General features: G+C 41.0%; 26 protein-coding genes. 16 read left to right on the forward strand and 10 right to left on the reverse strand.

Annotated elements, in window-relative coordinates; genetic code table 11:
- Nucleotides 1–28: 28 nt before the first annotated feature.
- A complete protein-coding gene (locus tag P2W71_RS18330; protein WP_276372769.1) occupies nt 29–214 on the forward strand; it encodes a hypothetical protein in 186 nt (61 codons plus the stop codon).
- Between the two features lie 152 nt (nt 215–366).
- Here the strand turns inward: P2W71_RS18330 and P2W71_RS18335 are convergent, their stop codons facing one another.
- Entirely contained in the window at nt 367–864 is a 498-nt protein-coding gene (locus P2W71_RS18335; RefSeq protein WP_276372770.1) for a lipocalin family protein, read from the reverse strand.
- Nucleotides 865–1,188: 324 nt separating this feature from the next.
- Between P2W71_RS18335 and P2W71_RS18340 the strand changes: the two genes are divergently transcribed.
- The gene (locus tag P2W71_RS18340) at nt 1,189–2,586 is read left to right on the forward strand and encodes a serine hydrolase (protein WP_276372771.1); all 1,398 of its coding nucleotides are present in this window, start codon (nt 1,189–1,191) and stop codon (nt 2,584–2,586) included.
- 59 nt (nt 2,587–2,645) lie between these two features.
- On the opposite strand, the gene P2W71_RS18345 is transcribed toward P2W71_RS18340, so the two are convergent.
- Nucleotides 2,646–2,915 carry a hypothetical protein gene (locus P2W71_RS18345; RefSeq protein ID WP_276372772.1) on the reverse strand — a complete coding sequence of 90 codons (270 nt, stop codon included), beginning with the start codon at nt 2,913–2,915 and terminating at the stop codon, nt 2,646–2,648.
- A gap of 1,039 nt (nt 2,916–3,954) precedes the next feature.
- On the opposite strand from P2W71_RS18345, the gene P2W71_RS18350 reads away from it, so the two are divergent.
- The gene (locus P2W71_RS18350) at nt 3,955–4,266 is read left to right on the forward strand and encodes a hypothetical protein (protein WP_276372773.1); all 312 of its coding nucleotides are present in this window, start codon (nt 3,955–3,957) and stop codon (nt 4,264–4,266) included.
- An 82-nt stretch (nt 4,267–4,348) separates the two neighbouring features.
- Here P2W71_RS18350 and P2W71_RS18355 read toward each other — a convergent pair whose 3' ends face one another.
- Entirely contained in the window at nt 4,349–4,909 is a 561-nt protein-coding gene (locus tag P2W71_RS18355; RefSeq protein WP_276372774.1) for an AraC family transcriptional regulator, read from the reverse strand.
- 435 nt (nt 4,910–5,344) lie between these two features.
- On the opposite strand from P2W71_RS18355, the gene P2W71_RS18360 reads away from it, so the two are divergent.
- The 8 genes from P2W71_RS18360 (at nt 5,345) to P2W71_RS18395 (ending at nt 11,035) form a co-directional block, all read left to right on the forward strand.
- Nucleotides 5,345–5,542 (forward strand): hypothetical protein, encoded by a 198-nt coding sequence (locus tag P2W71_RS18360; RefSeq protein ID WP_276372775.1) that lies wholly within the window; start codon nt 5,345–5,347, stop codon nt 5,540–5,542.
- Nucleotides 5,543–5,610: 68 nt separating this feature from the next.
- Nucleotides 5,611–5,808 carry a hypothetical protein gene (locus P2W71_RS18365; RefSeq protein WP_276372776.1) on the forward strand — a complete coding sequence of 66 codons (198 nt, stop codon included), beginning with the start codon at nt 5,611–5,613 and terminating at the stop codon, nt 5,806–5,808.
- Nucleotides 5,809–5,837: 29 nt separating this feature from the next.
- Nucleotides 5,838–5,972 (forward strand): hypothetical protein, encoded by a 135-nt coding sequence (locus tag P2W71_RS18370; protein WP_276372777.1) that lies wholly within the window; start codon nt 5,838–5,840, stop codon nt 5,970–5,972.
- A gap of 338 nt (nt 5,973–6,310) precedes the next feature.
- Nucleotides 6,311–6,727 carry a BLUF domain-containing protein gene (locus P2W71_RS18375; RefSeq protein ID WP_276372778.1) on the forward strand — a complete coding sequence of 139 codons (417 nt, stop codon included), beginning with the start codon at nt 6,311–6,313 and terminating at the stop codon, nt 6,725–6,727.
- Between the two features lie 363 nt (nt 6,728–7,090).
- Nucleotides 7,091–7,975: an AraC family transcriptional regulator gene (locus P2W71_RS18380; RefSeq protein WP_276373340.1), complete on the forward strand. Its 885-nt coding sequence runs from the start codon at nt 7,091–7,093 to the stop codon at nt 7,973–7,975.
- A 162-nt stretch (nt 7,976–8,137) separates the two neighbouring features.
- Nucleotides 8,138–9,265, forward strand: a complete 1,128-nt coding sequence (locus P2W71_RS18385) for an acyl-CoA dehydrogenase family protein (RefSeq protein WP_276372779.1) — start codon at nt 8,138–8,140, stop codon at nt 9,263–9,265.
- Nucleotides 9,266–9,418: 153 nt separating this feature from the next.
- Entirely contained in the window at nt 9,419–10,393 is a 975-nt protein-coding gene (locus P2W71_RS18390) for a hypothetical protein (protein WP_276372780.1), read from the forward strand.
- Nucleotides 10,394–10,699: 306 nt separating this feature from the next.
- Complete coding sequence (locus P2W71_RS18395) at nt 10,700–11,035, forward strand: hypothetical protein (protein WP_276372781.1); 336 nt, start codon at nt 10,700–10,702, stop codon at nt 11,033–11,035.
- Nucleotides 11,036–11,052: 17 nt separating this feature from the next.
- Here P2W71_RS18395 and P2W71_RS18400 read toward each other — a convergent pair whose 3' ends face one another.
- The gene (locus tag P2W71_RS18400) at nt 11,053–11,283 is read right to left on the reverse strand and encodes a hypothetical protein (protein WP_276372782.1); all 231 of its coding nucleotides are present in this window, start codon (nt 11,281–11,283) and stop codon (nt 11,053–11,055) included.
- 135 nt (nt 11,284–11,418) lie between these two features.
- Nucleotides 11,419–11,709, reverse strand: coding sequence for a YciI family protein (locus P2W71_RS18405; protein ID WP_276372783.1), 291 nt, complete (start codon nt 11,707–11,709; stop codon nt 11,419–11,421).
- 273 nt (nt 11,710–11,982) lie between these two features.
- Here P2W71_RS18405 and P2W71_RS18410 point away from each other — a divergent pair, with 273 nt between their 5' ends.
- Nucleotides 11,983–12,819: a sulfurtransferase gene (locus P2W71_RS18410; RefSeq protein ID WP_276372784.1), complete on the forward strand. Its 837-nt coding sequence runs from the start codon at nt 11,983–11,985 to the stop codon at nt 12,817–12,819.
- A gap of 59 nt (nt 12,820–12,878) precedes the next feature.
- Nucleotides 12,879–13,370: a heme-binding protein gene (locus tag P2W71_RS18415; RefSeq protein ID WP_276372785.1), complete on the forward strand. Its 492-nt coding sequence runs from the start codon at nt 12,879–12,881 to the stop codon at nt 13,368–13,370.
- Nucleotides 13,371–13,504: 134 nt separating this feature from the next.
- On the opposite strand, the gene P2W71_RS18420 is transcribed toward P2W71_RS18415, so the two are convergent.
- The 4 genes from P2W71_RS18420 to P2W71_RS18435 form a co-directional block, all read right to left on the reverse strand.
- Complete coding sequence (locus P2W71_RS18420) at nt 13,505–14,512, reverse strand: aldo/keto reductase (protein ID WP_276373341.1); 1,008 nt, start codon at nt 14,510–14,512, stop codon at nt 13,505–13,507.
- A 678-nt stretch (nt 14,513–15,190) separates the two neighbouring features.
- Nucleotides 15,191–15,364, reverse strand: coding sequence for a hypothetical protein (locus tag P2W71_RS18425; protein ID WP_276372786.1), 174 nt, complete (start codon nt 15,362–15,364; stop codon nt 15,191–15,193).
- Between the two features lie 60 nt (nt 15,365–15,424).
- Nucleotides 15,425–15,613, reverse strand: a complete 189-nt coding sequence (locus P2W71_RS18430; protein ID WP_276372787.1) for a hypothetical protein — start codon at nt 15,611–15,613, stop codon at nt 15,425–15,427.
- Nucleotides 15,614–15,982: 369 nt separating this feature from the next.
- The gene (locus tag P2W71_RS18435) at nt 15,983–16,984 is read right to left on the reverse strand and encodes a hypothetical protein (protein WP_276372788.1); all 1,002 of its coding nucleotides are present in this window, start codon (nt 16,982–16,984) and stop codon (nt 15,983–15,985) included.
- A 412-nt stretch (nt 16,985–17,396) separates the two neighbouring features.
- On the opposite strand from P2W71_RS18435, the gene P2W71_RS18440 reads away from it, so the two are divergent.
- The 3 genes from P2W71_RS18440 (at nt 17,397) to P2W71_RS18450 (ending at nt 18,757) form a co-directional block, all read left to right on the forward strand.
- A complete protein-coding gene (locus P2W71_RS18440) occupies nt 17,397–17,954 on the forward strand; it encodes a hypothetical protein (protein WP_276372789.1) in 558 nt (185 codons plus the stop codon).
- A gap of 61 nt (nt 17,955–18,015) precedes the next feature.
- Nucleotides 18,016–18,474: an Hsp20/alpha crystallin family protein gene (locus P2W71_RS18445; RefSeq protein ID WP_276372790.1), complete on the forward strand. Its 459-nt coding sequence runs from the start codon at nt 18,016–18,018 to the stop codon at nt 18,472–18,474.
- 97 nt (nt 18,475–18,571) lie between these two features.
- The gene (locus tag P2W71_RS18450; protein ID WP_276372791.1) at nt 18,572–18,757 is read left to right on the forward strand and encodes a hypothetical protein; all 186 of its coding nucleotides are present in this window, start codon (nt 18,572–18,574) and stop codon (nt 18,755–18,757) included.
- A gap of 231 nt (nt 18,758–18,988) precedes the next feature.
- On the opposite strand, the gene P2W71_RS18455 is transcribed toward P2W71_RS18450, so the two are convergent.
- A complete protein-coding gene (locus P2W71_RS18455; RefSeq protein WP_276372792.1) occupies nt 18,989–21,409 on the reverse strand; it encodes an ABC transporter permease in 2,421 nt (806 codons plus the stop codon).
- Nucleotides 21,410–21,755 lie beyond the last annotated feature (346 nt).

Raw genomic sequence — 21,755 nt, forward strand, 5'->3', positions numbered from 1 at the left:
CTCGTGTTGATTCTTTAAATTGACAAACATGAATAAAAAGTGGGGCCTCTTAATCATTGTCTTATTTACTGGCGTGGCTTTAATCGCGTCAACACCGGAACAGCGTCAGGCCGTTGCGCAGTATATCTTTATTTGTATCATCACCGGCATTGTACTTCGGTTTATTGGGTTAGCGATCGGTAAGCTGATTAGAAAGCTGATCAAAGAAGATTAGAACATTGGAAGAAATTATCGCTAACGTGACGGCTGCCGCCCGAAGTACATGCCGTTTACCAAGCAGCTTCCAGAACTCACGCTTATGAGCAAAAAAAAATGCCCGGGAATTTTCCCAAGGCACTTTTATCGGTTAAGAGTTATTTAAGCGAATTAGTTTTTATCGAAGTAAAGTGTTGCTTTGATGGTTGCATCGAAAACAAATCCAGTGTCGGGATCTTCAAATGAACCTTCCTTCTCAATATAAAGCTTCAATTTTGAGCCACTCAGTTCCTGGATCGTGTAAACACCTGACATATCAAGCTCTTGGGAATCATCCGGAATAGTTAAGGTCAACTTATTGTTATTTTGTGACCAGGTACCGATAATTTCGTCTCCATCCTCCGTATAAACCGCAGTTCCATTACTCTTGAATTCAACTTCCCCTGCAAAGGAATCATCGGTTTCATTTATTGGAGTAGGTACGCCTTCAACTAAAATTGTTAATTCAGTTTTGTTTCCACGCCAGTTACCTGCTACAGATCCGATACCATTATCATCGTCATCATCGCAAGCGGTAAAGACAGTAGCTGTAATCACAAACGCTGCTAAAAAACTCATACGGGTAGCTGCATTCAACACCTTGTGTTGAAAATCATTAATAAGGTTCATTGTGTTATATGGGTAAATTTTAATTACACACCATAACGGGAGCCCAAGCGGACAAGTTTCAAAAAAAACCTATACGATGCCGCTATTTAGCTATAACTAAAGTTATAGCGCTAATGTAGTATTCTACAAAACCTTAATGTGCACTAACCGTATAGCAAAAATTGTCTCGGAGTAAAAGTGACTTCAACACTGCGAGGAGTGGAACAGGGCGAGATCCAAAGATTCGCCTTCCACCTGCTGATTGGTAATTAGAAATTCTGAATTAAATTTATCTGAGTGCATAGCGTTGGATAATAGTGTACGAAATGAGGTAAATCATTTTTAATGAATCGACTATTCATCGTCTCTTTAGGGTTGCTGTTAAGCTGCCATCCACCGTCATCAGCGCCGATAGGTGATTATTATGGCAGGTTGGAAATAGATGGTTTTACATACAGACTATACCTGAACTTATCCCAGTCGTCACTCACAGCGGTCTCACTCCGCGGAGAAGAAATTCCTCTTGATACATTATATTTTAAAAATGATTCACTGCATTTTAGCCGCGCAGATTTTTACTCGGAGTTTAATGGTTACTATGATGCAGAGGAAGGAGTGATCAGCGGTAACTGGATTTCAGAAGACAGGCGTGTCTTTCCTTTGATCTTTGTGCCCGTTCAATCCGATACGATCGTCGGGTTTCGACCGCGAGCCACTAAAGAGTATACTTATCAACTTCCTCCTTTAGAGAATGATGACATAGAGGTTTGTTCACTGAAAGAACAACAGCTTCGAACCGGTCCGCTAGATAGTCTCGTGCATGCTATCATCGATGGAAAATATCATTATGTACATAGTCTGCTAGTTGCAAAAAATAATTGTCTGGTATTGGAAGAATACTTTTATGGCTTTAAGCGGAAAGCACATTTTGGAATACAATCGGCCACTAAAAGTTTTGTTTCCGCGCTAACGGGAATCGCCTTAGGAAAAGGTGAAATTAACAGCGCGCAGGCCTCGCTATGTGAATACTTTCCGATCCATCAAGACCTGATTTGTAATGAACAAAACAAAAGCATCACAATGGATCAGGTGCTGAGCATGACCACCGGTTTGGCATGGGACGAAATCACTTACGATTATGGACACGAAAAAAATACTGCCGAGATCGCCGCGAATCAGCCTGATCAGTTCAGGTATCTTTTATCACAACCAAAAAGTGAAGAGAAAGTGTTTGCCTACAATTCGTTAAATCATTTAATGATGAACCACGTGCTCCAAAAATCTACGGGACTGGACAACAAACGGGAAATGGAGGAACGATTGCTAAAACCTCTCGGCATTAACAGCTATGACTTAGGGGCGGTAAACAACGGCATTATCGGTGATATTTTTCTCCGGCCACGGGATATGCTGAAGTTTGGTCTGCTCTATTTAAACAATGGCCAATGGCAGGGTAATCAAGTTGTACCTTCAGCATGGGTGAAGGAGTCTACCACAACAAAAATTCAATTGGCACCAGGTTTTGGTTACGCCTATTTTTGGTGGACAAAGGAATTTCCCTGGAAAGGAAAAACTGTGGATAGTTATTTCGCCTGGGGATATGGAGGCCAATACATCTGGATAGTTCCTGAATTGCATTTGGTGGTTGTATTCAACGGCAGCAACTGGTCCACTGATCCCGCCAAATACTATTTTGAAATCATGGAGAAATACATTTTACCATCGTGCGAAAGCCTGAACTAACTCGACTGAAATTTAGAACGATTATGCTATAAATTAGTAACCAAAAGTGAGTGCCCTTGCTAGAGCAGATAAATAAACGATTGCGCGTTCATGCTGAATTTATTTCTAGTAAGGTTCTTTTCCTTTGTGAAATAGGAAATCACAGCCTCGGAATACTCACGCTTGCAAGGGAAAAATTTAGGTGTCTTATCAACCTTAGCGGCTTGCAAAAGGCCAGCTAGTATTTTGCGATCCCTGGCCCCGATCTGTTGATTTGGTTTTAGCTCCTTCTCGACGGCGCTAATTACTTCATTAATTTCCTCTATTTGTTTGTCTGAAAATTTAGCCATGGTTATTAATATCCATATTATTCGGCTGCAAGATGGATAAAATATGCTAATAATTTCAGAATAATGCCTTTTAATGAAGCGTAAAAGGCATTATGGGCATAAAGATGTTTTTGTATCGACACAAAGAATCCGATCAGAAAACAGGATTCATTTTTTTGAAATCAGCCCGTAATTGTGCACGTCTACTTGACAATTCGTCAGGATACGCTGAGCCGAATCGATACAACGGATGGGCTGTTCCATTCTGCTGCTGCGAGATAGCCTACCAGGTGGTACTGGCCGTTAATTTTGTCGAAATTTTCTTATCAAGCAGGTGGCCCCATCTGGGTCAATCCAGCTGTTGTTGAAAAACACATTCTTAATGAAGGCGCAACATTGACGGAGAAAGTATTATCGAATATTCTTAAAGCCCGATGTTCATTGTTGATATGGCTATGGTTGCATTAGTACCTTTATAGCGCCGTCTTCAATAGGATGAAGTTGCCTTTGCAACGGTACGCCTGACAGGGATAAATGACGTCATTTCAATACTTGTCGCCTTACAAAGGTCAAAACAATCAGCCGGTATATGAATCCTTGGTGGTGTTACTGAAATTAAAGGCTTAATCAGGAAAAATCTTTATTGTAGGAGACCTTCTAAACATTCTTGTTCTGTCTCCACTTTCGGCGGCCTCTGAATGTTTCAGGGGTTAAGGGTTTGAGAATGTTTAATATGGTAACGGCGCTTCTCCCGTCGTTCGCACACAAACACGCCTCAAAAAAAGGTCGGATTTAGCACACATGGAAAAATTAACCTGTTGGTATATCCAGTTGCTGTAGTGGCCAGCGAACCCAGGGATAATTGTTGCACCCCGCCAAATGCATACGTTTGAACTGTACCCATTCGTTATTTCTCAAAATTGTTCGTCGGCGCAAAGCCATCCCAAGTGTGCCTCTTATCGATAATATCCGTAGCTCGCCGAAAAAAAATTTGCCCAAGGTTAACCGGCTCACACAATTTTTATTTTACATTAGCCATTCTCGACTAACCCCTAACATCATGAAAAGTCTATTAGTTGCTGCTTTCACAATCTGTGTTTGTGCCTTTGCGCATGCACAACAATCCCAACCTCAGGAAGAGGCCAGTCTTGTTCAAACTGCACAAGAAGTATTACCTCCAGAACCTCCCGATCCTCTTTATTTACTTTCCGATGGCGAAGTGAATTTGGAAATAACCAAAGAGGATCTTGCAAAACTTAACATTACTGAAATCGAGTCCCTTGAGATCGTTATGGACGAAGCATCCTTAAAGGAATATGGAGAAAAGGGAAAGAATGGGGTGATGATTATTTCCTTAAGAAAGGAAAAATAGCAAAATCATTCTAGGCGCAGTTATACAATGGAATTAATAATCCATTGTATACTATTTTATTATTTCCTACCGACAACTTGTATTAGATATTTTCCAAGTTACTGTTACGTTTCTGTTTAAGCTTTTTGAAGAAAGACGGCGACAATCCTGTGACTTTTTTAAACTGATTCGATAAATGTGCTACACTGCTATAATGCAGTTTGTAAGCGATCTCAGTAAGATTAAGCTCGTTGTACAATAATAATTCCTTCACCCTCTCTATTTTGTTTTCGATGATAAATTGCTGAATCGTTATTCCCTTTACCTCCGAAAAAACATTCGACAAATAAGTATAGTCATAATCAAGCTTCTCACTCAGATAGTCGGAATAATTAAGCTTTGGCACTTCGTCACTGTAATGAATCATTTCAATGATGAGATTTTTTATTCGCTCAATGAGGATGCTTTTCTTGTCATCCAAAAGTTCTAGACCCGACGAAAGCAGATTACGTTTTAGCTGCTCACGTTGAGTTGAAGTCATGTCGCCATAGACCTCTACCATCCCTAGTTCGACTACCTCATGCTGTAGCCCGAGCTTCTTCAGTTCTGCTTTCACCATCATCTTACAGCGAAGGCTCACCATGTATTTAATGTACAGTTTCACTTTAAAACGCGGTTAAAGGTGGTTGAGGCACATGGTATACCTGGATCATTTTTAACAATGGTAACCCAAATCAGTGAATAATGTAACATATTTGACTGCTTATGTAATTCCCCCCTGTCTAATAACCGTACATTCGTGTATAAAGATCATCTCTTTTTGAAATATTCTCTCTATCAAACACATTTCAAAAGGCTTCTGATTTTCGATCGTTTATAATAACGGTCAGAATGCAAACAACACACAATTTATATGTCAGAGAAAAACATCATTTTGAATCAGTGGCGCAATAGACATAGCGTTATGCCGCCACAACAGGCTGAGAGTACAAATCCTGTAATTAGATTTCTTACACACTACCTCGAATTGCTTTCGAAGTTGTTCAGCAAATGGGTAACTCCTTAGGTTAATCACCACATACACAAAAACTACATCTGAATGATAGCTGCAAACTTCATAAAATCTCCTAAGACAAATTGGGAGGCTCAAAAGGCAAAGTTGAAAATGAGATTCCCGAAACTAACGGATGAAGATTTGAATTTCGATGAGACTCATAAAGTTGAAATGTTCAACCATCTGGAACCTAAGCTAGCATTAACTGCCAGCGAGCTCAAACTGATCATCGAGGCTCCTTAACCTAATATAAGGTAACGCAGTGTGAAGGTTTTTGATTTTGGCACTCAACATCTGATAATGAACATCAAATGAAAGATAGAAATAAGAGGGATAACCTCTATGCGGAAGGGACGATCATTACAGCAAAAGAGAATCCCGATTTAGAATTAGTAATTACAAAATATTGTCAACGGATTTATTATTGTGAATTGCCTGGTGAAACATCCGGTCAACGGTTCGCTTACTTTGAGCGAAACTTAATACCTCCAACGGCCAAAGAAATGTGACCTTCTATACAACATTAAACACCAACATTATGAACCGAATAAAATTCTTAATAAAGCAACTCATCGCTGTTTTTACGGGCGACATTACATCACTTGTTAAATATGCGCGCGTACCCAATCGCATTACTAACAAGAAGCACTACGACATTCGCGATGGCTTTTAGTCATCAACACTAATATTTGTTATAGTCCTTAATCCATGCAAGTGAACATCGTTTCACTTGCATTTTTTTTGTTAGGTATAGCCGGCTTCTGCCCATCCCCTGTCACGACACCGATGACTAAGAAAATTTATTTATTAGATTCGTATAATGGATTTTGACGTTCAAAGGCTTGGAAGCTTTAACATTATCTTTTCCATGTACACTTTTATAAAGATTCAATTATAGCCATTTAAATATTTGTGATTGGCGATGGTTCTCCTATTTCAATAAGTATTAGATGCCGTATAGAAAACAAGTTGGGGATGTACCTGTTAAACGTAAACTAAAACCAATCAAGTATGCTATCTCATCTAGTCTACGTAAGCAATCGGAAGCCAAACTGTACGGAGGAGGAAATTCAGAAAATTTTAGAATCGTGTAAAAAAAATAATCCCGCCTTAGGAATCACGGGTGTGCTGCTTTATTCCGGGAATAAATTTATTCAGTTGGTTGAAGGCGAAGCCAAGGTCATCATGGATCTATATGAAAAAATTAAAAAAGATCCTCGACATACAAGCCCGATGATGATCTCTTACGGACCCATAAAAGAAAAATCATTTCCAAGCTGGCATATGGGAACTAAAAATATTTCCAAAAATGCAATGGAGTATAAAACTGATATTACCAGCGAAGATAAAGCTGTGTTTAGCAGCATTCTGAATGGCAAAGAAGAAAGCGGGCAAAAGGTACTGAATTTGTTAAAAAAGTTTTTTTGAGAGCCAGCAGTAAGTTTTAACAATGTTCAGAGACAGAACTGAATTGCCCCGTCCGTAAAGGCCGTCTTAACCATCTCATATTTTACCTGACATAATTTCAGGTTTGCCACTAAAACCTGACGCTAGCTAAGGGGTAGCTAAGGGTTAGCTCCGCTGTCAGAATAGTTACGAAAACCCCACAAACCGGAGTCAATAATTTGCTTGAAAAGCGGTTGGCGATCGTTTTGTAAAAGAACCGATGTATACCTGCTCCCAACCCAAAGCCACAATTACCGTACACATGCACATAAGATCAAAGGACGACCTTTCCATTTAGTTTATTAACTTAGTATAGCCTCTAACCAAAGCACCAGTTTGCCGAATATGATCTTCAACGTCTACGATAAACTCAAGGAAGACCGCACTATCAATAAGGTGATAGGCAGCGACTACATGATTCTGGAATATAAATGTCCTATCGATGTGGAAAAGTTTCAGGTTTTACTGGACATGCATTTCATCACTTACGTCATTAGTGGAAAGAAAGACTGGATTGTTTCTGATAAAACATTCGAAGTAAATGAAGGTGATGCCATCTTTCTGCGAAAAGGAGTTTATACGACAAAGCAATATTTTGATGTTGATCATTGTATACTCACATTTTTTCTCAACGATGAGTTTATTTGTAATTTCCTGCGAGAGAATAAGAACATTGGTTTAACCCAAACGACTGCGCCTGTAACGGACCAAGCTTTTCCATTGGACGTGGACGAATCTTTGAAGGCGTTGTTTTACAGCATATACAACTACCTGCAAATGGGTAGAGAAGTACCTCAAAATCTTGTTGAGATAAAGTTCAAAGAGTTGTTGTTTAACTTGATACTTAACCCAAGGCACAAAAAACTGGCGCAATTTTTCGCCACGTTAAATCAAACAAGCAAAACAGGTTTGCATGATATAATGATGAAAAATTTTCAATACGATCTTCCCTTAGACGAATTTGCAAGACTGTGCGGCCGGAGCTTATCGGCGTTCAAACGGGATTTTAAAACAACTTACCGGCAGACACCTGGAAAGTGGATTAATGATAAACGTCTTGAATACGCCAGCACGCTGCTGGTTAGTTCGGACCTCAACGTCAATGAAATTTGTTTTGAAAGCGGTTTTAGAAATTGCTCACATTTCAACAAAGCATTTAAGGACAAATATCAAATCACACCCAAACAGTTCCGCATGGCCCGCAAGGATGTTGATGTCGTTACCGGATAATTTCCCTAACACGATTCTTATTTAGAATCAAGAAGCCGTATCAGTGACACGACAAGCGTTCAATGAACTTGGACTTTAAAGCACATAACTTGAACTTTAGAGCACATCATATTTTCTAAGGATGGTGAATATTTGTGATCTCTCTATGATAAAAAAAATGATATGGAAACCATGACACAAACCCTAACAAATTGGAAGGAACTAACGCACGAACTTGGTAAATCTTTTGAGGCACGCGCTGAGCAGCACGATAAAGATGGTAAGTTCGTTTTTCAGAACTACGACGAATTAAAAAAGCATAAATATTTCTCAGCGGCCATTCCCGAAGAACTCGGCGGCGGTGGAGCGAGCCATTCTGAAATGTGTGATATCATTCGCATCATGGCGAAGTATTGTGGGTCTACTGCGCTCGCATTTTCCATGCATCAGCACCTTGTCGCTGCGGCGGTATGGAGATACAAGCACAAAGGCGAAGCAGTGGCCATGCTTCAAAAAGTTGCAAAAGATCAGTTGGTACTTGTCAGCACAGGTGCACGGGATTGGCTGGACTCCAATGGTGAGATGATAAAAACAGATGACGGCTATCTGCTGTCCGGTAAAAAGCATTTCGCCAGCCAGTCGATAGCAGGCGACTTGGCTGTTACGAGCGCACCCCATTTACATCCAGAAAATGGTTGGCAGGTGTTACATTTTGCAGTGCCCTTAAAGGCAAAAGGTGTGTCTGTCTTAGATGATTGGGACACGATGGGAATGCGTGCCACGGGCTCCCAAACTATTGTATTTGATCAGGTGCTGATTCCGGAAACAGCGATAGTGCTGGCCCGGCCAAGAAACGGATATCATCCTGTGTGGGATATTGTTCTCACTGTAGCCATGCCACTGATCATGTCGGCTTATGTTGGTATCGCAGAAAAAGCGAAGGAGTTGGCACTTTCAATTGGCAAAAAATATCAACGTCAACAGCCCCATCTTCCTTACATTATCGGCAAAATGAACAACACTTTTTTGAGTGCCCGCGTACAGTGGGAAGCCATGACAAAACTTACCAATGACATTGACTTCAAACCATCTTCAGCCATAACAGTTGACATTGTAAGTCTCAAAACAAATGTTGCATCAGCCTGTATTGAAACAGTTCAGCAGGCAATGGAGGCTACTGGCGGACAAAGCTTTTATAGGAAAAATTTATTGGAGCGTCTGTTTCGTGACGTGCAAGGAGCACAGTTCCACCCTATTCCTAAGTGGGATCAATACGTTTTTACCGGAGAGCGATTAATACAGAACGTGTAGCTTAAGTTTTTTTCAATTTATTGTATACCCCTTGCAAACGCCTGGGGTATATTTTTTTATCCACAGGATAGATGCTTAACGGTTAACGCAATTTACTACCAATAGGGTGATCCTTATGTTTAGCGTTTCGTGTAGTTTCGATTCTTCTTTTCTATGAACTCAAAAATCTACCAACGAATCGCATTGCTTGCAACCTGTTTCATTTTTCTTTCTTTCTACACCGTTGATGTTACGACTACCCCGCCAAAGCGGGCACATCACGCCATGATCTATCATGAGAAAGAACAAAAAGTTTTCATGATTGGCGGTAGCACCCCGGAGCATGGTGGAAGCGATTTTATTTTTTATAATGATGTATGGAGTTTTGAGAGAACAAGGTGGACTCAAGATGGATTGTATGGTGATAAACGGAGCGGATTATCGCTTGCCTATGACCCTTTGACTAACCACATTGTCTCCATGGGCGGATTTTCTAACAATCAATCATTGTCTGATCTAAGAATCCTCCGCGGCGACAAATGGGTAACGCTCATGAATGATTCAGCAACAGCAACTACCGACGGCGGTTTTATCTACGACATTTTACGCGATAAATTCGTTGCTTTTGGAGGAAGCTTTTCCCGCGAAAAAATCAATTCTGATACATGGGAGTGGGATCGGCAATCATGGATAAAAAAGAATATAAAAAATCCTGACCCTCGAATGGCTTTCGCGATGGTGTATGACACAAAGCGTAAAAAGACTGTTTTGTTTGGCGGGATGGGTGACACACCCGATAAAATATTTGGAGACACCTGGGAATATGACGGAGAAAGCTGGATTAAAGTGGCAACGGAGGGGCCATCCGCCAGAATGGCGATGGGTTATACTTACGATACAAAGAGGGGACTATTTTTAATATTCGGAGGCACCTCCGGTTCAGCTATCCTGGCAGACACCTGGGGATGGGATGGCATTGCCTGGCAAAAACTTGCAACGCATGGCCCGTCGCCACGGATGATGGGGTATATGGCGTATGATCGAAAACGGGATAAGGCTGTACTGTTTGGTGGGAGATCAAAATGGCCAGTAGACATCAATGATACATGGGAATGGAATGGTACTACCTGGACGGAAGTCAAGTCATAAAGTTCTATTAAAGAATGAATTACTTTTTCTAACATTTTCAAATCTCCTCTCACGTTTCTCCTTGTAAAATCTTACGCTCAATGGCGCCTAAGAGCAGGATCCGTTGCTGACTTGCAATGGGATTTAAGTATGAGAACGAGACCATGTTTTGCAAAGACGCACTTTCCCAGGATGAACTTTATTGAACATTTCATCCCAATGGCTTATGCAAAATATCAATTCCTTATTGGGAAAGTAAACATGAAAACTTCAAAGATATTTGATTCTTAGAAGAATTACCTTAGCTTTAGTCTATAACCCCCCTTTATGAAGTATTTATTGATGGTTAGTGTTTGGGTCGGCACTTGTTTGCTGGCAGTGGCGCAGGATGATCCATCGGTTGTCACTTCTGATCCAACGACTTTGGAAAGCAGTGTCCTTGAATCAGATCAATTGTATGTGCGTTCTTATAAAAAAATCGCAAAGATTATTACCAAAGAAGAATTTGAGAAGATCAATACTGAAAGCATTCAATACATCAGTGTCATCAAAGATCCGTCTTCGCTTTATATTTACGGTGACAAAGGAAAAAATGGTGTTGTGCTGATCGTAATGAAAGACGATTCGGGCAGGCTATCAGGCAAAAAACGGAGACATAAATAATCTAAAAGATAATTTCATTACTCGTTATTTCGGTACTCTGCATCCTCATAAAAATACTCATCGAAGGTTCTTCCGCTAAGATTGGTTGTGTCTTTTAAAACAGTAATCACCATCCATATCAGCCCAGCCGTTGTCAAAAGGAAAAGCCAAAACACGATAGCAAAAACCATCGGCAAACTGGCGGCCACAAGGTATATCAATAACATTCCAGTAACAATACTGATCGCGTTCTGTGATTTATTTCCCATAAATAATTATTCGTTTTTTACATCAAGTGCAAAGTTTATGCCCTGTCGGTAGTCAACCATTTATGTTAAAAAATAGTGAATGATGAGGCAAGGCCTCCCCAGAGAGTAGCATCTAACACCTTAGACATCCACAGTTCAACTTTTTAAAAGGTCTTTCAACGCCGGATGATGCTGGGAGGTCATAAACTCCGTGATGGTGAACGCTGCAAGTTTATGAACGTAAAAAGGATCTTCACTGATAATTTGCTGTATCTCGTCCATTGAATCTCCTAGTGCGAGTATAATTCCGCCGGTGCGTGGCACCTTGCGCCCTGATGCGACAAAGACATTTTGTTTATAATACTTTCGCAAAAACTTTACATGATCATTCATGTGAGCATCAATTTGCTCTAAAGGGACGATATACTTAAGGTCGACAATGAACATAATACAGTCTTCGATTACATGGCGTAATCTAAAAACTCTTCATGAATACTCAGAGACCCTCTGACTTATTTAGTTCGCCGCATCGCTCCGACCTCATCTCGTGATGGTGATAACAACTATTAAGCAAGGCAGTTTTAGTGAATCACCACATCGACCAAAAAATCTTGAGATCGATTGAGATTGTTTAAGGCTTAATTTGTTACCCTTTTGATAAACTGTCGGGTTTTTTTAAACTAAATCGTTTATCTTCCCTTTACTATTTTTATTACGTCCATGATAGCACCGCTAATAAATACGCAAGACATTCCATCCAAAAACGACACGATAATCATTGATGCACGCAGTGGCCCTGATGCATACTCACGTTATCTTCAAAGTCATTTGGAAGGTGCCTTTCATGTCGACCTCGAACGTGATCTTTCCGAAAAACCGAAAGACCCTGCATATGGTGGCAGACACCCATTGCCACCAATAAAAAGTTTTGTGGCATTGCTCGGCAACTTGGGGATCACGCCTTCAACCCGCGTCATTGCATACGATGACAAAAGTGGCGCCAATGCTGCGGCGCGTTTCTGGTGGATGCTGCGGGCACTTGGCCATGAGAGAGTTCAAGTAGTCAACGGTGGCCTGGATGCCCTGGTTCGCGCCGGACTGCCGATGACAGAAAAAAAGCCTGAGGCTAAACGTGCATCTCCCTACCCGGCGAATGCATGGAACCTTCCAACGGTAACCATAGATGATGTTGGTGCCGCTGCTGCCGACCCTGATTCGCTGGTCATCGACGTACGGGAGGCATACCGATACCGGGGAGAACGCGAACCCATTGACTTGGTTGCAGGACATATTCCTGGTGCTATTAATATTCCTTACCTTAATAATTTGTCGGAGGATGGAACATTCCGCAGTGACGAACAGCTTGCTGAACTGTACAAGGAAGCTTTGGACAAACGTGATCCAAAAAATGTGATTGTCCATTGCGGATCGGGTGTAACGGCATGTCATACGTTGTTGGCCTTGGAAGAAGCCGGAATCAAGGGAGCAAATTTGTATGTAGGCTCATGGAGTGAATGGTCAAGAAGGGATTTGCCTATCGGAACAGGTGATCAATAATGGTGGTCACGCGACTTATAAACGATTTATAAATAAATGGTAGCCTTAAAAAAATGGATATGAAAATCAAACTCGTTCTTATTCTAACCCTGATCTCTGTTTGCACTATGGCACAAAATCAACCTTCCACAGCACCTCCTGTACCGATGTATGGTGAATCGATAACTTTAGAAAATGCCAGAAAAATTTTAAGTGCTGCCGAAGCATTCGCGAAAAGTAAGCAATGGCCGGTCGCAATTGCTATTGTTGATATCGGGGGAAACCTGGTGGCTTTTGAAAGAATAGATAACACTCAAGTTGCTTCTATAGATATAGCAATCGCAAAGGCGAAGACAGCGAATAATTTTAAGAGAACCACAAAAGTTCTTGAGGACGCTGTTGCGGGCGGTGGGGCAGGACTCCGTGTACTATCAATCCCTGGGGCGTTGCCTTTAGAAGGTGGTGAGCCTATCTATGCGAACGGAAAAATTATCGGTGGCATTGGTGTGTCCGGCATGCAGTCGGGCCAAGATGCTGAGGTTGTGAAAGCAGGCCTGGCAGTGGTGAAGTGACCGACATTTTTTTAAAAGCAAATGGCCCGTACGTTTTAAACTTTACACATAAGTTTTTGATAACGAATTCCTTACCAAAACAAAAACGCACGGGCTAAAGGGCATCTATTCACCGACACGAAGGGCGAGCAATTTTAATTATTCACCAACTTTAATGCGCCTTCACTATAACGCTGACCGACGTTTGGATATTTGCTAACCACAGCCTCAATGCGCTGCAAGTCCGGCTTGCTCAACACGATGTCGACGGCTGCTGCATTTTCCTCAAGATATTTCCTCCTTTTAGTGCCTGGAATTGGAATCATATCAGGACCCTGCGCCAATACCCAGGCAAGCGCTAACTGCGATGGCGTACAATTTTTATCACGCGCAATCTCGGCAAAATCGTCAACCAACTGTTTATTGTTAGCCCAATGTTCTTCATCAAACCTGGGAAGCGTCCGACGGAAGTCATCGGTTGGCAATTCAGATGCAGCGCTTACCGTGGCAGTGACCAGCCCTCTGGCTAGCGGGCTGTATGGAATGAAAGTAATTCCTAGTTCCCGGACCGTGTCAAGGATCCCGAACTCCGGATCTCTCGTGAGCAACGAATATTCCGTTTGCAATGCGGCAACCGGATGAACAGCATGCGCCTTTCGAATAGATACACCCGACGCTTCGGATAATCCGATATAACGTATTTTTCCTTGCTGCACCAAATCGTGCATAGCCCCCACGGTATCTTCAATCGGGATGTTGGGATCGACACGGTGGGCGTAGTACAAATCAATCGTATCGATCTTCAGGCGCTGCAAACTTTTATCAACAGCAAGCTTCACATAGGCCGGTGAACAGTCTACATATGTTGCAGGAGTACCCGCAAAACTGCTGGAATAACCTTCACGAAGTCTGAATCCAAATTTTGTTGCTATAAATATTTTATCACGGTTGGGTACGAGAACCCTTGAAATCAATTCTTCATTATGTCCCCATCCATACATATCGGCAGTGTCCCAAAAATTAATTCCCAGATCGAGTGCGCGATGAAGGGTGGCGATAGATTCTTCATCGTTGCGTGGGCCATAGGCAAAGCTCATTCCCATACAACCAAGTCCAATAGCTGATAATTCTTCTCCTGTGTTTCCAAGCATCCGGTATTTCATATTCTTCAAAGAGGTTTAGTTAAAGATGAATGTAATGTATGAACAAGTCTATTGTAGTGAACGCGAAAGGTAAATGCTTGTTTACTATTAATCCCGATTCGTAAATGTCTTATGATGTAGATTTTTATTCCCAATATCTACGAAATGCAACAAATCTATTCAACTTCATTTGACAAAAATCCTTTTATACGGCTTAAATTTTTAATTTTTTATTTATACCGCCTCGCCCTTTGTGTAAGCATAGATTTTGCAAAACATGAGGCGGAGCTTAAAATAAATATGTATGACAGTCGATAAAAAAATTATTTTGGCAATTGCAATTTATGCAGCGGCGATGGTTACGATTCTTCACAGCCTGCCACTGAATGTATAATGGCGAGGTAATATGTGAATGATTTGCTGTGAATCGCTCAGGTAGGTGCTGACAAGGCGTGCTACATCGGATTATATTTCCTATTCTACGATCACTGCAAGTTTATTTTGTAACCCACTATCTTCAAGGGGCACACGGGTAGCCATTCGTTCAGCCCGTTGTAATCACTCATAAAACAAATTTTGATCAGCCTCTCTGAAAAAAAATGACCAGCGATGCTGCGTAGAAAAACTTTCAACCCTTTTGTGCTTAATTGCAGTCAAGGCAACACTTCCTACTTAACAAGCGACGAATTCTTTTAAGACCTAATTCATTCTCCAGAGCAGCGAGTACAGCATTCGCAGTCGCAGCAGATATTGTTCTGCATTCAATTGGTTTAGCTGTCTATAATAATTTTCTTTATAGAAGGGAAAGAAAATAAATTCTCTATCGGCGGAAAATTCTTTCTTCGTGTCATCGAAAGGGGCTGTTCTTTCCACACTTGTGTGGTCAAGTATCTGCTTTATTATTCTATGGTCAATCATAATCTTCGAACTTTATTATAACTCCTCTCGTGGTGCTAAGGGTTGTCCTGATTTCTTGTCAGTGTCCTTTTTATTCGGCTGAGCATTGCTCTTTCCCATTTTGTCTTTCTGTTTATCTGGAGGCGCCGAAGGGTTCATTACTTGTGGTGGCGTTGGCGTTTCGACACCATGCTCGTTCGATCTATTTTCTTTAGCTTTTTTCATGACATTTAATTTTATGTGGTTAATGATACATCATCATTTAAACGAGTGAGGCCAAAAAACATGCCTATGGTAGGACATTCAGTAGGGCGCTGAAACATGATTTCTTGAAAAAAATGAGAAAATTTATCTACACCGATTGAGGAAGTACTCTTAATTCTTTTATGCTTGCACGTGTACAGCGTGGGAACCTTAAGAAGTTACCTTGACAACACTCAATTGATGCAATTCGAAACACAGAATTTTAGGAAAATAATTTTTTCACCGGATGCTTACAAAAATGCGCTCCACTCATGAGAGAGAGGAGCGCATTTAGTTTAGTCAAGGTGGTCAGTTTAAAATGCTACTGCTTTTAATCTATTTAATCGAAAGTCAATTCCATGGCCAACTTCCCCATGCTTCACAATAATTTCCTTTATCATTTGGCCCCAGAAAATTTCTACGTTCACCGATGTATAAGGCATTCATTGTATTTACTGGCTGATACACATATCGTGTGGTACCATTTGTTGTAAAGGCCTGAAGAATTCCAAAATGTCCAAGGTTAAGTGTGTGACCAAACTCATGCAAAATCACCGACTCCAGATCAATTTTTCCGGGCGCCGCACCCATGGACCAAGTAAATCCATCATTGAACCATACTTCAGTAAATGCTTTATCTTCCTTTCCCCTCGTCGTTTTTATCGGTTCACCAGTTTCAGGATTAATAAACACAAAGGAGAATGCAACGCCCAATACATTGGGTGATCCAAAAATAGCATTAAAGATATCCGCCGGTAAAAATCCGATAACCGACACATCAGCCAACGGTTGCTCTGCTGGCGGACCACCGATGCCAAGGATGAGGCTGGGGTTTCCCATCGATGATGCATAAGGTGTTTGGTCGATGTTTAAGGTTTTACACGTTCCTCCTGTTTCCCACTTGTTATACATCGCCTGATAAATTGGCGTTGCATTGAAGGTTCCGTTCGCAACAGAAAAAGGAGTAAAAGAAAGCCAATCCAAATCATTCAGGTCATCATCGCCGTTCCAATTACGGCGATCATCGTTGGTGACCCACCGCGAGGGTAGTGTACTTTCAAATTGTTTATCAACGGTCGTCACGGTAGTCGATGCATTTGCACTGTTGAGCATGCATACATGAACTTCCGAGATTTTGAAGTTTGATTTTGCGAATAATGTACTGTTAAGCGTCGCTGCCAAATCCTCTTCCATTCGTCCTGTGGATGCTCTGTTTTTGCTCTTCAGCGCATCAGGAATCGTAATGGCTGGTTTTTGGTTTTCTGCTAACGCTGGTACGTCTTTTAATTCTGGTTCGCTGCAGGAGCCGAATAGAAACATCCCGACCATGATTAATAGGAGTGTCTTTTTCATAATGTTTAGGTTAATTGTTAACGATTGTAAAAATTAATTGAACCTGACTACTTACCCAACAAAATATGTCGCTTTAAAGGAGAAGAAATGGAACAGAATTCAGGGAGAACTTTGTACGGCCATGGCTGTTAGCGAGGGCTCCGGTGATTTTTATATCAGAATTAGCTGCGTGAACAAGAGCGGTTATATATCAGATTGGAAAAATTCGTGGCTTGATACTTCCTGAATTTTTTTCCCAGTTCAGGGGTGATGACGCGCCCTGAAAATTTTTCTTATTAGCCGACGATCTGACATTTTTGAGCCATAAAAATGGCAGTTTCCATAGGTAAAAATGATGCGCACCACCGATACCTAAGGTTTTGCATAATTGTTGTTTAGCGAAAAATGTTCTTCAAATCAAAACACTAAGACCATGAACTGCGGATTTACACGAAGTGGTCTTTCTGCCAGGCGGAAGACCTTCACATTTATAAATCTCAAATCTTTTTCGGTATTGCTATTGGCGGTGGTGTCATTACTTGTTACTGCTTGCAATGAAAAAACAAATGGGCAGAACCCCAAAGGCAAAGAAACTACGATGGCCAAGGATAGTTTGAAGGAGCCCAAGGTGAGCATTCAAGTGAACAAACACTACGATGATAAAGGCAATGTGATCGGTCTGGACTCTACCTATACTTCTTACTATTCGAATATTCAGGGTGATACTACACGCATGGACAGCCTGATGAATTCTTTCGATAAGTTTTTTAAACGAGACTACGCTTTGGACTTTAATAACCGGTTTAACTCACTTTTCTTTAAAGACTCCATTCGCTATCCGGATTTTTTTCATAACGATTTCTTCATGAAACGTTATGAGTTAAACGATCACTATTTCAGGGACATGATGTCAAGAATGGATTCAATCAAAAATCAATTTTATAAGCAACATAGCTTGAAGGAAAAAGATAAGGATTCAAATGATCTGTAACCATAACTAGCGAGGCTTCAATACTTAAAATATATTTAACAAATCTAAAAAAGGAGGAATTATGAAAAACTTAGTAAGAACAAATGGAAACTCATTTTCGTCCATTCCATCTTTGTTAAATGATTTTTTTACTGATGACTGGTTCAATTCATCGCTCGCCAACTGGAGACCGGCAGGGGCAACTCTTCCAGCTGTAAATGTGATGGAAACTAACGAAGACTTCCGAATTGAAGTGGCTGCTCCCGGTATGAAACGCGATGACTTTAAAGTTGAGTTGGACAATAATCTACTTGTAATTTCTTCCGAGCTGGAAGATAGCAAAGAGGAAGTTGACAAAAATGGAAAATACACCCGTAAAGAATTCAGTTATCAGTCATTCCAGCGCAGCTTTTCCCTGCCGGAAAATAAAGTCGAAGGAGGAAAAATTACAGCAAAATATAGCGATGGCATTTTGCATGTAACCGTTCCGAAAAAAGAAGAAGCTAAAGTTAAGCCTGCAAGACAAATAACTGTAGGTTAAGCAATGGACGCTTAGTCCGGTCTCATCGTTCATCATGTTTCCCGGTTTCCTAATTTAAACCGGGAAACGTTTATTTTAAAAAAAAATATACTACGCCATGACCTATCTGGATTATTATAAAATAATACTAGGCAAAGTAAGTTTTGACCCTCAATTGTTTTCCAAAGAGTATCTTAAAGCGAAACAAATTTTGAAGTCGAATGAAGTTGGAGATCTTAACAGCTGGATTCAGGCAAAGGGTCTTTCAAGCCATCTTGGCAACCAAACATCATTAATTAGTTAGCACTTTCTACGCTTCTCCTAATACTTAAAGGAAAGCGTAGATTTATTCATACAAGCTTGGAATTATTGCCGAATTATAGTTGGTTAAGAGGTGTCGAACGCCACCTCTTTTTTTGGTCTTAATCGACACCGATCGAAATCTGTTTAGGCTGCATATTTAATTCCATGAAAGATTAAATCGGTTTTCCGAACTGCGGTACATCATCGTTAAAATGCCAATACATCTTTGGCATTATTCATACTTCAATGAATCTACCGGATTAGTTCTGGCTGTTTTCCATGAATGAAATGCTACTGTAAGAAATGCAAATACCAATGCCATTACAGCAACCCATATGAAAGTTGAATAGTCAAGGGCAGTTTGGTATGCAAAGTTCGCCATCCAATAATCAATTACATAATAAGCAGGCGCGATAACAAGGATAGCAGCGAAAATAACGAGATACATCACATCCTTATAAAGAAGATATATAATTCGCGGGATGCTCGCCCCATGAACTTTTCGGATACCGATCTCTTTGGTCCGTTGCGCTGCCGTAAATGCTGAAAGCCCTAACAATCCAAGAAGGGAAATGAAGATACAGATATAAGAAAGATTGGATAACAACTTATATTGTATTTCATCCGCCTTGTATTGTTCATTAAAGCGCTGATCTAAAAAGAAGTATTCGAACGGATGATTCGGATCGTACCCAGTCCATTTACGCTTAACGTAATCCATCGTTTCCGGAAGATTTTCACTCGAAACTTTTAAATGAAGAAAGCCACCTTCTTCGGGCCTTTTGATGATCAGCAGGGGTTCAATTTTATTATGCAATGAACTATAATTGAAGTCCTTTACCATACCAATTATTCGCCCTTCCGTTTCTCCATGAAACCACTTCACTTTTTTCCCCACGGGGTCGTCGCCCCAGTTCATTAACTTCGCGGTGGCCTCATTGCAAATAAAGATATTTTCGACATCACCATTTGTGCCCGGTTCAAAATCCCGTCCGGCTACGATCTGAATACCCATTGTTTTGAAATAATCATCACCAACGGAAATCATTGAGAAGGATTGTTGCTTCATACCATCTTCACCTTCAGCCCACATTACGGGTCCGCCAGCGCCCATACCCATAACGTTATAAGATGTGGTGGCTGAAGAAATTCTTGGGTTTTGCAACAATTCATGTTTGATGGCAGTGATCTGGTTTTGAACGAGCGTATCCTGGATCGGAAGGACAAGTATATTTTCTTTATTAAAACCAAGATCCTGATTGCGCATAAAATCAATTTGGTCTTGCATGAATAAGGTACAGACGACTACAAAAATGGAAATAGAAAACTGCAACGTAGTCAAAACCTTTCGTAATGCTTGACCGGATGAGCCGCTCTTAAAAGTACCTTTTAATGCTTTGATCGTTGGAATGGACGGAAGATGAAATGCTGGATACAAACCCGAGAGCAACCCTATGCCTATCGTAATAGCAAGCGAACCAAAAATGAGCAGGGGATTATTCACAAAATCGGCTGTAAGCTTGCGCCCAATCAATTCGTTAAAGGAAGACATATTCACAACAACCTGAACAATGGCAAAGGCTACGAGCATCGACATAAACGAAAGAAAAACAGACTCGCCAAGAAACGAGACAATCAGAGAAACCCTTCCTGAGCCCAGCGTTTTCTTCATCGCGATTTCTGTTGCACGTTTAGCAGACTTGGCCGTTGACAGATTCATGTAGTTAATGCAAGCCAACAGCATAATAAAAATACCAATGGCCGTAAATGCATATAAGTACGCTATGTTACCTAAAGGCTCATCGCCTTCAAGGTCCGAATGAAAATGAATGTCTGCTAATGGTTGAAGTATCGCAGCGTATGTGCCTCCTACCTTATCGCCAAACGACTTGTAGTATTTGTCGAAGATGGAGGGAAATTTGGCGTAAAAATTCTGGGGATCATAATTTTCAGGCATTAACACATACAGGTAAACATCAGGATTCCAAAAAGCTTCGGATCTTATCTGCCCGCCTTCTTCGAGCGTCCATGGGCGGGTTCGCGGCAATCCAGACAGCAGAATATCAAACTTGAGGTGTGTATTGGCAGGAAGATCTTTGATCACAGCTGTAACCCTCCAAAGCTCTTCACCAATGAACAACGATTTATTGAGAGCATTTTCGTCGCCAAAATATCTTTTTGCTGTTGACTCAGAAATAACTACGGAATTAAGAAGATCAAGGCATGTTTGTGGATCACCCGCGATAAAATCGCTTTTAAAGACCTGGAAGTAGGTTGAATCTGCACGGACAACATCTTCTTCATAATAGGCAATATCCTCACCGTTGCGTTCGTATTTCACCAGCACATGGTCCCAAGCATTAGCGCGTGTGAATGTCTGTATTTCAGGAAATTCTTCTTTGAGTATTTCACCTAACTCACGCGCCGATCGGGCACCGCGAAATTCAACGCCAGTAGCCTTCAGGTGCCCTCCCACCCTGAAGATTCTTTCATGGTTTGCAAAATGTTTGTCATACGTAAGATCATGCTGCAGGATGAGCAACAGGATAATACTGACAGCAATGCCAAGCGCCAGCCCAAGAATATTCAACACGGAAAAGAACTTGTCTTTTAAAAAGACACGAATGAAAAATTTTAGGTGGGTTCGTAGCATGGATATTGACGTTCGACTTTTCAGCAATTGTTAACTACTTTAGATTTCAAGAATGATGCCGTCAACACAAAAAGGCGTCAATCGACTCGAATCCTTGATTTTTTTGATCTTGACGTGGCCAGAATCGAACGTTACTGTTCGAAATCGTGAAAAAATATTAGCTGGCATAGACTAATTCAAAATCTTCAAGACCTTGCAAAAGACGGTAGAAATAGCGGAAGCCTTTTTCGTATGCTGTGATTAACCGGAAACCAGCCTTTCATAACATCGGTATTTGATTACATAACACTATATTCTTCTAAGGCAAATCACCCTGAAAGTCGATGCTGTTCACTATGAACACCTC

Source organism: Chryseolinea sp. H1M3-3, from assembly GCF_029360725.1.
GTDB lineage: Bacteria > Bacteroidota > Bacteroidia > Cytophagales > Cyclobacteriaceae > Chryseolinea.

Excerpts from the sequence above, each read along its gene's own strand:
- P2W71_RS18395 (WP_276372781.1), top strand. The coding sequence starts at position 10,700 with ATGAAGTATTTATTGATGGTTAGTGTTTGGGTCGGCACTTGTTTGCTG.
- P2W71_RS18330 (WP_276372769.1), top strand. The coding sequence starts at position 29 with ATGAATAAAAAGTGGGGCCTCTTAATCATTGTCTTATTTACTGGCGTG.
- P2W71_RS18340 (WP_276372771.1), top strand. The coding sequence starts at position 1,189 with ATGAATCGACTATTCATCGTCTCTTTAGGGTTGCTGTTAAGCTGCCAT.
- P2W71_RS18335 (WP_276372770.1), bottom strand. The coding sequence starts at position 864 with ATGAACCTTATTAATGATTTTCAACACAAGGTGTTGAATGCAGCTACC.
- P2W71_RS18445 (WP_276372790.1), top strand. The coding sequence starts at position 18,016 with ATGAAAAACTTAGTAAGAACAAATGGAAACTCATTTTCGTCCATTCCA.
- P2W71_RS18375 (WP_276372778.1), top strand. The coding sequence starts at position 6,311 with ATGCTATCTCATCTAGTCTACGTAAGCAATCGGAAGCCAAACTGTACG.
- P2W71_RS18455 (WP_276372792.1), bottom strand. The coding sequence starts at position 21,409 with ATGCTACGAACCCACCTAAAATTTTTCATTCGTGTCTTTTTAAAAGAC.
- P2W71_RS18380 (WP_276373340.1), top strand. The coding sequence starts at position 7,091 with ATGATCTTCAACGTCTACGATAAACTCAAGGAAGACCGCACTATCAAT.
- P2W71_RS18410 (WP_276372784.1), top strand. The coding sequence starts at position 11,983 with ATGATAGCACCGCTAATAAATACGCAAGACATTCCATCCAAAAACGAC.
- P2W71_RS18400 (WP_276372782.1), bottom strand. The coding sequence starts at position 11,283 with ATGGGAAATAAATCACAGAACGCGATCAGTATTGTTACTGGAATGTTA.
- P2W71_RS18345 (WP_276372772.1), bottom strand. The coding sequence starts at position 2,915 with ATGGCTAAATTTTCAGACAAACAAATAGAGGAAATTAATGAAGTAATT.
- P2W71_RS18435 (WP_276372788.1), bottom strand. The coding sequence starts at position 16,984 with ATGAAAAAGACACTCCTATTAATCATGGTCGGGATGTTTCTATTCGGC.
- P2W71_RS18385 (WP_276372779.1), top strand. The coding sequence starts at position 8,138 with ATGGAAACCATGACACAAACCCTAACAAATTGGAAGGAACTAACGCAC.
- P2W71_RS18420 (WP_276373341.1), bottom strand. The coding sequence starts at position 14,512 with ATGAAATACCGGATGCTTGGAAACACAGGAGAAGAATTATCAGCTATT.
- P2W71_RS18390 (WP_276372780.1), top strand. The coding sequence starts at position 9,419 with ATGAACTCAAAAATCTACCAACGAATCGCATTGCTTGCAACCTGTTTC.
- P2W71_RS18370 (WP_276372777.1), top strand. The coding sequence starts at position 5,838 with ATGAACCGAATAAAATTCTTAATAAAGCAACTCATCGCTGTTTTTACG.
- P2W71_RS18360 (WP_276372775.1), top strand. The coding sequence starts at position 5,345 with ATGATAGCTGCAAACTTCATAAAATCTCCTAAGACAAATTGGGAGGCT.
- P2W71_RS18440 (WP_276372789.1), top strand. The coding sequence starts at position 17,397 with ATGAACTGCGGATTTACACGAAGTGGTCTTTCTGCCAGGCGGAAGACC.
- P2W71_RS18415 (WP_276372785.1), top strand. The coding sequence starts at position 12,879 with ATGAAAATCAAACTCGTTCTTATTCTAACCCTGATCTCTGTTTGCACT.
- P2W71_RS18450 (WP_276372791.1), top strand. The coding sequence starts at position 18,572 with ATGACCTATCTGGATTATTATAAAATAATACTAGGCAAAGTAAGTTTT.
- P2W71_RS18350 (WP_276372773.1), top strand. The coding sequence starts at position 3,955 with ATGAAAAGTCTATTAGTTGCTGCTTTCACAATCTGTGTTTGTGCCTTT.
- P2W71_RS18405 (WP_276372783.1), bottom strand. The coding sequence starts at position 11,709 with ATGTTCATTGTCGACCTTAAGTATATCGTCCCTTTAGAGCAAATTGAT.
- P2W71_RS18365 (WP_276372776.1), top strand. The coding sequence starts at position 5,611 with ATGAAAGATAGAAATAAGAGGGATAACCTCTATGCGGAAGGGACGATC.
- P2W71_RS18430 (WP_276372787.1), bottom strand. The coding sequence starts at position 15,613 with ATGAAAAAAGCTAAAGAAAATAGATCGAACGAGCATGGTGTCGAAACG.